At 70.1% G+C, this 11,008-nt stretch carries 11 protein-coding genes; 5 read left to right on the top strand and 6 right to left on the bottom strand.

From position 1 onward, the window contains the following. Positions 1-8: 8 nt before the first annotated feature. Genes M6B22_RS17545 through M6B22_RS17520 form a run of 6 tightly spaced genes read right to left on the bottom strand, consistent with a single transcriptional unit; the run spans position 9 to position 4,680 of the window. A complete protein-coding gene (locus M6B22_RS17545) occupies positions 9-1,211 on the bottom strand; it encodes an ABC transporter substrate-binding protein (protein ID WP_269442866.1) in 1,203 nt (400 codons plus the stop codon). Positions 1,212-1,217: 6 nt separating this feature from the next. Beyond that, entirely contained in the window at positions 1,218-1,469 is a 252-nt protein-coding gene (locus M6B22_RS17540; protein WP_269442865.1) for a 4Fe-4S dicluster domain-containing protein, read from the bottom strand. 2 nt (positions 1,470-1,471) lie between these two features. Further along, positions 1,472-2,209 carry a GntR family transcriptional regulator gene (locus M6B22_RS17535; RefSeq protein ID WP_269442864.1) on the bottom strand — a complete coding sequence of 246 codons (738 nt, stop codon included), beginning with the start codon at positions 2,207-2,209 and terminating at the stop codon, positions 1,472-1,474. Next, a complete protein-coding gene (locus M6B22_RS17530) occupies positions 2,206-3,012 on the bottom strand; it encodes a thiamine pyrophosphate-dependent enzyme (RefSeq protein ID WP_269442863.1) in 807 nt (268 codons plus the stop codon). The genes M6B22_RS17535 and M6B22_RS17530 overlap by 4 nt, the downstream gene beginning before the upstream one ends. Next, positions 3,009-4,118 (bottom strand): hypothetical protein, encoded by a 1,110-nt coding sequence (locus M6B22_RS17525; protein WP_269442862.1) that lies wholly within the window; start codon positions 4,116-4,118, stop codon positions 3,009-3,011. Before M6B22_RS17525 ends, M6B22_RS17530 begins: the two co-directional genes overlap by 4 nt. A 1-nt stretch (position 4,119) precedes the next feature. Then, positions 4,120-4,680: a 2-oxoacid:acceptor oxidoreductase family protein gene (locus M6B22_RS17520; RefSeq protein ID WP_269442861.1), complete on the bottom strand. Its 561-nt coding sequence runs from the start codon at positions 4,678-4,680 to the stop codon at positions 4,120-4,122. A 145-nt stretch (positions 4,681-4,825) separates the two neighbouring features. On the opposite strand from M6B22_RS17520, the gene M6B22_RS17515 reads away from it, so the two are divergent. From M6B22_RS17515 to M6B22_RS17495, 5 genes are read left to right on the top strand one after another with little or no spacing between them, the layout of a single operon-like run. Beyond that, positions 4,826-5,929 carry a zinc-dependent alcohol dehydrogenase gene (locus M6B22_RS17515; protein WP_269442860.1) on the top strand — a complete coding sequence of 368 codons (1,104 nt, stop codon included), beginning with the start codon at positions 4,826-4,828 and terminating at the stop codon, positions 5,927-5,929. Next, positions 5,926-7,440, top strand: a complete 1,515-nt coding sequence (locus tag M6B22_RS17510) for a class I adenylate-forming enzyme family protein (RefSeq protein ID WP_269442859.1) — start codon at positions 5,926-5,928, stop codon at positions 7,438-7,440. The genes M6B22_RS17515 and M6B22_RS17510 overlap by 4 nt, the downstream gene beginning before the upstream one ends. After that, on the top strand, positions 7,437-8,414 hold the full coding sequence (locus M6B22_RS17505) for a zinc-dependent alcohol dehydrogenase (RefSeq protein ID WP_269442858.1): 978 nt from the start codon (positions 7,437-7,439) through the stop codon (positions 8,412-8,414). The genes M6B22_RS17510 and M6B22_RS17505 overlap by 4 nt, the downstream gene beginning before the upstream one ends. Positions 8,415-8,467: 53 nt before the next feature. Next, positions 8,468-9,337: an amidohydrolase family protein gene (locus tag M6B22_RS17500; RefSeq protein WP_269442857.1), complete on the top strand. Its 870-nt coding sequence runs from the start codon at positions 8,468-8,470 to the stop codon at positions 9,335-9,337. A 2-nt stretch (positions 9,338-9,339) separates the two neighbouring features. After that, positions 9,340-10,992: an amidase gene (locus tag M6B22_RS17495; protein ID WP_269442856.1), complete on the top strand. Its 1,653-nt coding sequence runs from the start codon at positions 9,340-9,342 to the stop codon at positions 10,990-10,992. Positions 10,993-11,008: the final 16 nt, after the last annotated feature.

Raw genomic sequence — 11,008 nt, 5'->3', positions numbered from 1 at the left:
GCGGAGGCTCAGCTCGCGGTGCAGTCCGGCTGATACCCCGACCACGGGCCCTTGAGCTGGTTGTCCGGTCCCCATTCGACCAGCACCTCGCCGCACAGCCCGTCCGCACCGAGGTGCTTGTCCTTGCTGAAGGACAGCGTGAACCCTGTGTAGCCGAAGCTGGCGGTGTGGCCGGTGATCGATTGAACGGCGTCGTTCACCTTCTTGCCGTCGGTGCTGCCGGCCTGCTCGAACGCCTTCGCGAGCAGTTGCACGCCGTCATAGGCCTGCGCCCAGAACTGAGTCATGGTGAACGAGTCACCGTGCTTGGACTTGAAGTACGCCTCCGCGCTCTTGGTGGCCGGGTTGGCAGCCGTGATGCCGGAGAAGCCGACGACACCGTTGAGGGCGCCGCTGTGTGCCTGTGCCCACGCCGAGGGGACGGCGCCGAGCGTCGCCTCGGTGAACCGCGGGGTGTCGGCCATCTGCTGGTGGAAGGTGTTCTGCGCGAGGATCTCGAAGTTGATCGCCGAGGTGCCCACCATGACCGCGTCGGGGTTCTTCGACTTGATGCGCGCAACCTCGGCGCTGAGGTCCGTCGCATCGATCGGGGCCGACTGTACGTCGACCTTGACGCAGGTCAGGGCCTTGAGGAAGCCCTGGTTGAACTGCACCTCGCTGGGCGAGTTGTCCTGCAGGAAGCCGAGAGTCTTGATGCCCTTGGCCTCGAACGCGCCGCAGAGCAGCTTGGCCCAGTCGGCAGTCGTCTCGGCCAGTTCGTACAAGTACGTGTTGTTGGGCGCCTGGGTCACCAGCGGGTTCGACGCCACCGGCATGAACACCGGGATGCCGGTGCGCTCGATGAGCGACTTGGCCTGCAGTGCCCCGGCGCTGCTGGTCAGCAGGATCAGCGCCTTGGCGCCCTGGCTGACCAGCTTCTGGATGACCGTAGGCGTCTTGGTCGGGTCGCTCTCGTCGTTGCCCTCGACGACCTTGAACTTCTTGCCGTTCACGCCGCCCTTGCTGTTGACCAGGTCGATGGTGTCCTTCGTGGCGTCGCACGACGGTTTGGCGTACGAGGCACCGGGGCCGGTGGTGTCGCAGTCCAGGCCGATCACGATCGTGTCGGACGACCCGCCGCCGGGGTTCTTGTCGCTACAAGCCGTTGTGGTCGAGACGAGAAGCAGTCCGGCTGCCGCCACGGCAAGCAGTCGCTTGGATCGCAGGTACATGGGTCCTCACAAAGTCGGGGTAGTGGTGCGGGGCAGTCGGTAGACGTCGAAGACGTAGTCGGGGCACACCATCTGGCAGGCGGTGCAGCCGGTACAGCCGTCGTGCAGGACCGGGTAGCGGTAACCCATGCCGTTCACCTCGGTGGACATGGCGAGCACGTCCGGTGGGCAGGCCGCGATGCACAGCTCGCAGCCCTTGCAAAGCTCGGCACTGATGGTGACGGTGCCGCGCGGAGCCGATCGCCGATCTCCGGTCATGATCACGCGCCCCCAAGCGTCGCGCGGATCACGCGCAGCAGCTCGGTGGACGGCTCGGGCACCTCTTCGGTGTGGACGTCCTCGAACACGCCGCGCCGGACCAGGCCGGCGATCGCGCACTCGCCGGAGTAGCGGATGTGCTCGATGACGGTCTTGGCCGCGGTAGCGGCCGAGCCACGGCGGATCGCCGCGAGCTCGGCGCTGATGTACTGGCGTTCCTGCGGCATCGCGTCCCTCATGCCGAGCCGGGCCGCAGCAGGGACAAGCCCACGGAAGATCTTCAGCAGCGCTCGCAGGTGCGGGCCGCCACCGGCCAGGTTGACCACGCGGCGGACCTCACGGGCGAGCAGCTCGAACTCGTCGACGTCGCGGGTGCGCTCGATCCGCTTCTCCAACGCGTCGAGCACCTCGATCACCTCGCGGTCCCGGCGGGTGGCCACGCGGCTGCTGGTCAGACCGTTGAGCATCCCGTACAGCTCAAAAGCCTCGCGGATCGTGCGCGCGTCGAACGCGGCGATGAAGGCGCCCCGGTGATGCGGCATGCGCACCACCCCGTCGCGTTCGAGCTGCGCAAGGGCCTCGCGTACCGGCACGCGGCTCACGCCGAGCGTCTCGGCCAGCAGGTCCAGGTCGACACGATCACCTTCGCGCAGCTTGCCGGAGAAGAGCTCGTCGAGGATGTAGTCGACGACCGCGTCGCTGGTCCGCTTGCGCTGCAGTTTGGGCTCGGGCACGCTCACCGGCCGGCCTCCAATCGGATCGGCCGAAGCGGCAACTCGCCGAGCGGGTAGGTCTTCTCGAGCGACTCGGTCAGGTAGTCCGGGCCGGCCGCCGCTGGGACGAACCAGCCGGTCGGGCACATCGTCAGGATCTCGACGAGACTGAACCCGCTGCCGGCGAGCTGATGCTCGAACGCCGTGCGGATCAGCCGCTTCGTCCGCGCCACCGACCCCGCCGAGGAGACCGCGCCGCGAGCCACGTAGGCGACGCCGTCGAGCGAGGCGACGAGGTCGGCGATGGGGATCGGGTAGCCGTGAGTCTTCGGATCCCGTCCGTCGAGGCTGGTCTTGGTCCGCTGGCCGATGACCGTAGTGGCGGTCTGCTGGCCGCCGGTGTCACCGAACACGCCGTTGTTCAACAGGATGCAGGTGACGTTCTCCCCGCGAGCGGCAGTGTGCAGCACCTCCTGCAACCCCTCGTTCACCATGTCCCCGTCGCCCTGCATGGTGAACACGACACCGTCAGGGCGCACTCGCTTGATACCGGTGGCGCATGACGGAGCGCGGCCGTGCAGGCACTGGAGCACCTCGACGTCCATGATCTGCACGAAGCTGCCGTAGCAGCCGTGTCCGACGACCCCGATCGAACGCTGCACCACATCAAGCTCCTGCAGCACCTCGAGCAGCAGGCGCAGCGCGACCGGCTCCCCGCAACCCGGGCACAGGCCGTGCTCGCCGAGGATCAGGTCCGGGTGCGCTTTGGCCGCGAGCTCGGCCGGTGGCGGCGGAGCCTTGGTCGTGTCGATGATGCGGGACTCGGTCACGGCGCGACCTCCTGCGTGCTCGGCCGATCCAGTTCGGCGAGGATGCGCTCCTTGATCGGCGCGGCGTCCAACAGCGGACCGAACGACATCCCGGAATCGTGGATGCTGACTCCACCGATGAACCTGACGGTATCCCGGTCGTACACGTACTGGCGGACGTCGTCGAGCATCTGCCCGGCGTTGAGTTCGAAGACGAGGACGCGGCGCGCCGAGCGAGTCGCCGCCTCGAGCGCCGTGGCAGGGAACGGCCAAAGGGTGATCGGCCGGAAGAGCCCTACCAGATGGCCCTGTGCGCGCAGTTCGTCGACCACGTGCGCCGCGAAAAGGGCAGCCGTGCCGAAGGCGACCACGACGGTCTCGGCGTCCTCGACCAGGTAACTCTCGGAACGCTGCTCCACGGCCTCGATGGCCGCGAACTTCTCCGCGATCATGCGCCACTGCCCGTCGGGACCGAGGCCGGGGTCGGTGGTCTTACCCATCGCCCACGTCCAGATCTGCCGCGAACGACCGGACCCGCCCGTCGAGCCGTCCAGCGCCCAGTCCTTCGGCGGGAGGGGCCCGAAGTCGAGCTCACGGATCTCCACCCCGACCTGGGTCTGCGCGAGGATCGGATCGCCGTACATGATCACCGGCGCGCGGTACTTCTCGGCGAGGTGGAAGAGCAACTGGGTGTGCTCGACCGCCTCCGGCACGTCCTTGGGCGCCAGCGTGATCGTCCGGTAGTCGCCCCAGCCCCCGCCCCGGGTGCACTGGAAGTAGTCCTGCTGGTTGCGGGCCATGTTGAACAGCACCATCGGCGTCTCGTTGAGCGCCATCTCGGCGACCGCCTCCTGCATCAGGGCGATGCCCTGCCCGCACGAGCCGGTCGCGGCACGCGTTCCGGCCGCCGAGGCACCGAGAGCCATGTTCACCGCCTCGATCTCGCTCTCGGCGTTCATGCACACCCCGCCGACCTCGGGCAGCTCGCGCGACATGCTCTCCAGCAGCCCGGTGAACGGTGACATGGGGTAACCGGCGAAGAACCGGCAACCGGCGGCCAGCGCGGATGCGGTGATCGCCGCGCCGCCGTCGAGCAACTGCAGCCGTGGCGCCTGGGTCGCGGTCATCTCACGCCACCGCCCCTGCCTGCGCACGCATCCGTGCGGCGCCGAGCTCGATCGCCCGCGCGTTCAGCTCGGCGTGCTGCGCCCGGTACGGCGGGAGCAGCTCACGCATCGCCTCGGTCAGCGCATCCGGTTCGGCCAGCGGGCGCAGCGTGAGAAACGCACCCATCAGCACGAAGCCGGCGGCCTGCGGTGCCCCGATCTCGCGGGCGAGGTCGGTCACGGCAAGGCCGGCGACGGTCACGTCCGGTCCCAGCAACGCGGCGTCGACTATCGAGGTGTTGATCAGCGCGAGGCCGCCTGGGACGAGCCTGCCGCGAGCGTGCTCGGAGTGCTTGTGGTGCATCAGGATCACCGACTCGGTCGAAGGCAGGATCGGCAGGGCGCGCAGTGGGGCGTCACCGACGACGACACTCGCCTGGGTCGGGCCGCCGCGCATCTCACCGCCGTACTCCGCCGCCAGCATGGCGTACGAGCCGCTGCGCGTGGCTGCCAGGGCGAGGGCCTTGCAGATCAGTTGAATGCCCTGACCGCCGATGCCCGAGACGATGACCTGGCGCTCCACACAACCTCCGTAGATTTTAGATCTAAAATCAAGAATCAGAAATTAGCGGACCGATCCGTTGTGCGCAAGCCGTTGCTTTCGAGCCGTCCGGCCTCTTAGGCTGCCCCTCTCCCGCCCCCATCACCGCTCGGAGGACTTCGCCGCTATGAGGGCCGTTCTGCTTCATGACTTCGGCGAGCTCCGCCTCGGCGACGTGCCCGAGCCGGAGTGCGGGCCGCACGACGCGGTGATCGATGTGCGGTGCGTGCAGCTGAGCGTGACCGAGTGCATGCTCATCGCAGGCGACGACGTCGCGCTGCACGACCAGCTCGCCGATCGGCTGCGGCGCGGCCCGGTGCAGTTCGGCGGCCACGAGTTCGCCGGCGTGGTCAGCGCGGTCGGTGCGGCGGTGACGGGCGTTCGCGTGGGTCAGCGGGTGACAGCGGTCGAGACGCTCCCTTGCGGGCACTGCGTGTCGTGCGCGCGCGGCCGCGGCGACGGCTGCCTCACGCCCGGCGTCATCGGCTTCACCCGTCCTGGTGCGCTGGCCGAACGGGTCTGTGTGCCGGCCACCGCGGTGGTGCCGCTGCCGAGCGAGGTCGGCTTCAGCGAGGCGGCGGCGGTGCAGCCCCTTGCCGGGGCGGTGCACGCGCATGCGGCCCTTGCCGTGCGACCCGGCGAGTCGATCCTGGTGATCGGTGGCGGGGTGATGGGGCTGCTCGCGGTCGCGGTCGCCCGGCACGGCAACGCCGGAGGGGTGCTGGTGAGCACCCGCAGCGAGCGCAAGCGGGAGCTGGCGCGACGTTTCGGTGCCGACGACGCTGTCGGCGCGGGCGAGGAACTGACCCGAGCGGTCGCCGAGTTCACCGGCGGCGCGGGCTTCGACGTCGTCGTCGAGACCGCGGGCGGTAGCCGATCCGTCGGCCTCGCCGGCACCGAGACCGTCGATGCGGCGGTGCAAGCGGCGCGGCGCGGGGGCAGGGTGGCGATCGTCTCGGTTCTGCCGACGCGCGCGGAACTGCCTGCCGGGACGATGCGCGAGAAGGCCATCACCCTCGTCCATCCGCGCTCCGGCGCGGGCTACTACGCACAGCACACCAGCGTGTTCGAGCACTCCCTGGGTCTGATAGCCCGTGGGCAGGTGGACGTCGGCGCGCTGATCACCCACCGGCTCAGCGGACTCGAGGCGGTCCAGGAGGCGCTCGAGATCACCTGTGACAAGGAGCGGTTCGGCGCGATCAATCCCGCCCAGGTGCAGGTGGGCTCGTGACGCTCACCATCGGACAGATCGTCGATGCTTGCGTACGGGCGCAACCGCACCGTCCGGCCGCCACGCTCGGCGAACGAACGCTGACCTTCGCCCAACTGGACGCCGCGGCGAACCGGGTGGCACATGCATTGCAGGCTGCAGGGATCGGCCGGCAGGACGTCGTCGTGTGGTGGTCCGATCCGGCACTGCGCAGCCTCGACGTCTGCGTCGGCGCGGCACGAGCCGGCGCGCTGTTCGCCCCGCTGAACCCGCTGCTCCCGGCCGGCGAGATCGCGCGAATCACCTCCTACTTGCAGCCACGGCTATTCGTCTGCGATCTGGCGCATGCCGAGGCGGCCGCGGCGATCTGCGCGGAACTCGGCGTGCCGCTCGCGATCTCGGGTGCGGCCGATCTGCCGGGTACTGCCGCGCTGCCCGGGCTCGACTTCGATGCGCTCGCGGACGCGGGCTCGCCGGCCGCACCCGCGATTGCGGTCGATGACCGCGACCCGCACATCGTGTACCTGACCAGCGGCAGCACCGGCAGGCCGAAGGGCGCGCTGGTAAGCCATCGGGCCAGTTGGTTGCGTGCGGCGCCCGGGGGCGGCACCTTCAGCCGCGGCGTCCGCGGCGGTGGCGGCGTGGTCACCGCCTTCCCGCTGTACCACTACGGCGGCTGGCACTACGTGCTAGAGGCGTGGCAGAACCGCAAGCCGATCCACCTGGTCCGCCGCGCAACCGCCGATGAGGTGCTCGGAGCGGTGACCCGCTGGCAGGCGTCGGCGCTCTACGCGATCCCGGCCGTGTGGGAGCGCATCCTCGCCTCGGGCGCCGGAACCGGCCCGCGCTCGCTCGCGCACGCAGACACCGGGACGTCGCACACATCTGCCGAGCTGCTCGCACGGATCAAGCAGTTCCTGCCCCAGACGAGGACCACGGTGCTCTACGGTTCGACCGAGGTCGGGCGCATGGCCGCGCTGCGCGACGCCGATATCGCCACGCATCCCGGCAGCGTCGGGCAGCCCGCGACGCCGGGCGTGCTCTGGACCGATCCGAACACCGGTGAGGTGTGCGCGTCGTCGCCGACGACGATGGATGGCTACCTGCGGCTGCCCGAGGAGACCGCGCTCGCCCTGCGTGACGGCGTCTATCACTCCGGTGACGTCGGGCACTTCGACGACGAGGGCTTCCTGTACCTGACCGGGCGGACCAAGGAGCTGATCCGTACCGGCGGCGAGTCCGTCTGGCCGGTCGAGGTGGAGCAGGCGCTGCGCGGGCTCCCGGGTGTCGCGGACCTGGCCGTCATCGGCGTGCCGGACGAGCGGTGGGGTGAGCTCGTCTGCGCCGTGTTCGTCCCGGAGCCGGACGCACCGGTGCCCGACCTGACGTTGGTAGCTGCCCACCTGGATGGCAGGCTCGCACGATTCAAACAGCCGCGGCTGGTCGCGAGTGTCGCGCAGATCCCGCGAACCACAGCGACCGGACAGGTCCAACGCCGGGTGCTACGTGACCTGATTGTCGCGAAGCGGTGAAGGCCGCCGTCCTCGTCGGTCCGCACCGCTGGGTGGTAGACGAGGTCCCCGATCCCGTCCCTGGGCCGGGCCAGGTGCTGATCGGCACGCACGTGGCCGCGATCTGCGGTTCGGACCTGCATGCGGCAGGCGAGGCCCAGGGTGCGCTCGCACCCGGCGCGCCGGGCCACGAGGCGGTCGGGACAGTGCTGTCCAGCCGCACTGACGCGCTCGCTCCGGGCGCCCGCGTCTTGTGCGCCCCGCCGGCTGCCACGGCCCGCTGCTTCGCGCAGTTGCAGGTGCTGCCAGCCGAGTCTGTCGTCCCGCTACCGGCGACCTGCGCGGCGCACACCATGGTCACCGCGCAGCAACTCGGTACGGCCATCTTCGCGCTCAAACGCTTCTGGCCGAGCTCGCTCGGCGCCGGCACCGGGCGCTCGGCAGCTGTCCTGGGGTGCGGGCCGGCCGGCCTGGCCTTCGTCCAACTCCTGCGCCGAGCGGGGTTTGCGCCCATCCTGGCCAGCGACACCTCGCCGGTCCGGTTGGCCGCGGCGAGCGAGTTCGGCGCCACCTCGGTCGTGCGGGCGCCCGACGAGGATGCGCTCGCCGCAGCGCTGGAACTTACCGCCGGCGTCGGCATTGAGCTGGTGATCGAGGCGGCCGGGCGTGACGTCACCCGGCACCAGGCGATGCGGATGGTCCGGCTCGACGGACGCATCGGGCTGTTCGGGCTGGAGGAGCATCCGGGGCTTTCGACGTTCCCGCTAGCGGAGGTGTTCCGGCGGCGCCCGACGGTCGAGATGGCCTGGGGCGCGCAGTTCGAGCCCGGGCTCAGCTCGATGCACACCGCCGTGCAGCTGATCCTCTCCGACCCCGAACCGGCGAAGCGGCTCGTGTCGCACCGCTTCCCGCTCGAGCGGATCGGCGAGGCCTTCGAACTGGCGCGCGATCCCGCCCGCGGTTCGCTCAAGGTCGCGGTGGAGCCGGCGGGCTGACGACTCGTCAGCAAGTCTGGTCAGCCAATCAAACGCTTGCTAGGCTCCGGGCCATGGGAATGCCGAGCGGTATCGGAGTCGTCGACACGCTGATCGGGCTGCCGAACGCCGACCGGCGCGGCTGGTACGAGGCGTTCAAGCCGATGCTGCACGACGAGGGCAGTAAGGCGTTCCGGCACCCTGCCGAGTACATGTATCACGAGACGCCGAACGTGCCGCGTACCGCCGACAGTGCTGGAGCACTGCTCACCGAGATGGACCGGTTCGGCATCGAACGCGGGCTGGTGTCGATCGATCCGTCCGACGAGTTCGTGGTGGCCGCGGTTCGCGAGCACCCGGACCGGCTCAGCGGCAGCCTGATGGTCGACCCCAATCGCGGCATGGAGGCGGTTCGCGGCCTGCAACGCGCGGTCGAGGAGATCGGCGTCGTCGCGGCGCAGTTCATGCCCGCCGGCGTCTTTCCGCCGGTGCCGATCAACGACAAGAAGGCATTCCCCATCTACGCCAAGTGCGTGGAACTGGATCTGCCCATCTTCGTGAACGGCGGGGTGCCCGGGCCCCGCGTGCCGATGGACAGCCAGTATCCCGGGCACGTCGACGAGGTGTGCTGGTACTTCCCCGAGCTGAAGTTCGTGTTCCGGCACTGCTGCGAACCGTGGGTCGACCTGACGATCAAGCTGATGCTCAAGTGGGAGAACCTGTACTACTCGACCAGCGCGTTCGCCCCCAAGTACTACCCGCAGGCGATCATCGACTACGCGAACACGCGGGGCGCCGACAAGATCCTCTACGCCGGCTACTACCCGTACGGGCTCGAGCTCGAGCGGATCTTCGCCGAGCTTCCGAAGCTGGGCCTGAAGGACGAGGTGTGGCCGAAGTTCCTGCGCGAGAACGCGCTGCGGGTTCTCGACCTGCCGAGCTGAACATGGCCGGTCCGGCAACCGTCGCCGATGCCGCCCGCGAGCTGCGCAGCGGGGCCTGCTCCAGCGTCGGGTTGACCCGGTCGGCACTGGCGCGTGCCGACGCTCTCGGCTTCCTCGGCGCCTACGTGACGCGCCTGGACGACCCTGCGCTGGCCGCCGCCGAACGGGCCGACGCCGGCTTCGCAGTCGGCGCGGACGCAGGCCCGCTGCAAGGCATCAGCGTTGCGATCAAGGACCTGCTCTGCACGGCGGAGGCGCCGACGACCGCGCAGAGCCTGGTTCTCGATCCGGCCTGGGGAGCCGGTCGCGACGCCGCGGTGGTCACCGCACTCAGACGCGGCGGTGCCGTGATCACCGGCAAGGCCAGCCTGTCGGAGTTCGCGATCGGCCGGCCCGACCCGAGCAAGCCGTTCCCGATCCCCCGCAACCCGTGGAATCCGGGCACCTGGCCCGGCGGGTCGAGCTCGGGCACCGCGGTCGGTATCGCGGCCGGGCTGTTCCTCGCCGGGATCGGCACCGATACCGGCGGCAGCATCCGGATTCCCGCCGCGTTCTGCGGGATCAGCGGGCTGAAGCCGACGTACGGCCTGGTGCCGACCGAGGGCTGCGTCCCGCTGGCTTTCAGCCAGGACCATGTCGGGCCGATGGCACGCACCGCCGAGGATTGCCGCACGATCCTCGAGGTGATCGCCGACCCCTCGGGGCTGCGCCGCTCGCGGCGGACCCGGCTGCGCCGGCTGGCCGGCGCGAACGCCGATCGTCCGCTTCGCGGGTTACGGGTGGGCGCGGTTCGCGCCGATCACTTCGGGCCGGGCTGCGACCCGGCGGCCGAACCGTGCTTCGACGCGGTACTCGGCGTGCTCGAGCAACTGGGCGCCGAGGTGCGTGCGGCAACGCTGCCTCGCTACCGCGCCACCCGGGCCGCCGGCCTGGCGGTGATCCAGGCAGAGGGCTTCGCGTATCACCGCACCAACCTGGCCGGACGGTGGAGCGACTTCTTCGACACGACGCGCGAGATGCTGGCGTACGGCGCGCTGCTGAGCGGCGCCGACTACGTGCAGGCGCAGCGGGTCCGCGCGGCCGCGCAGCGCGGGGCTGCGGCGCTGTTCGAGGATCACCACGTCGTGGTCACCCCGACCCTGACGATCGGCTCACCGGCGTACGGCCCGGACTTCGCAGTGGACGTCGGGTCCATGCTGGACACCATCCACACCGGGTACTGGAACTGCACCGGTTCACCCGCTCTCGCCATTCCGATGGGATTCACCGCAACCGGGCTGCCGCTGTCGTTCCAGATCGTCGGCGCACCCTTCCACGACCACCTGGTCACCGATGTCGGTGAGGCGATCCAGCGGGCCACCGACTGGCATCGCCGCATGCCGTCGGGTGAGCAGTTGGGCACGTGGCATGCGCAGCTGGGCACGCCGCGTACACCGGGGCCGCGGGTGCTCCGCACACCCGTGCCCGACAGCGAGAACCTGCAGACGGTGCGGGCGCTGCTCGCGGCGGCCGGGATCACGGGTGCCTCCGAGCACGAACTCGCCGCGCTCGCGTACGCCTATCCCGGCCACCGGCGGGCGCTGGACTCGCTGTACGCCGAACCGTACGGCGACCTGGCGCCCGCCGTACGGTTCGCTCCCGACCTGCCGCACTGACGGGGACGTGCGCCGC

It is taken from the genome of Jatrophihabitans cynanchi, assembly GCF_027247405.1.
In the GTDB taxonomy this organism is placed as follows: domain Bacteria; phylum Actinomycetota; class Actinomycetes; order Mycobacteriales; family Jatrophihabitantaceae; genus Jatrophihabitans_B; species Jatrophihabitans_B cynanchi.
This window is presented reverse-complemented; position numbering and strand designations above follow the sequence as displayed.

What these genes read in the sequence shown, in the direction of transcription:
- M6B22_RS17525 (WP_269442862.1), bottom strand. Translation starts at nt 4,118, where the DNA reads ATGACCGCGACCCAGGCGCCACGGCTGCAGTTGCTCGACGGCGGCGCG.
- M6B22_RS17495 (WP_269442856.1), top strand. Translation starts at nt 9,340, where the DNA reads ATGGCCGGTCCGGCAACCGTCGCCGATGCCGCCCGCGAGCTGCGCAGC.
- M6B22_RS17540 (WP_269442865.1), bottom strand. Translation starts at nt 1,469, where the DNA reads ATGACCGGAGATCGGCGATCGGCTCCGCGCGGCACCGTCACCATCAGT.
- M6B22_RS17500 (WP_269442857.1), top strand. Translation starts at nt 8,468, where the DNA reads ATGGGAATGCCGAGCGGTATCGGAGTCGTCGACACGCTGATCGGGCTG.
- M6B22_RS17515 (WP_269442860.1), top strand. Translation starts at nt 4,826, where the DNA reads ATGAGGGCCGTTCTGCTTCATGACTTCGGCGAGCTCCGCCTCGGCGAC.
- M6B22_RS17545 (WP_269442866.1), bottom strand. Translation starts at nt 1,211, where the DNA reads ATGTACCTGCGATCCAAGCGACTGCTTGCCGTGGCGGCAGCCGGACTG.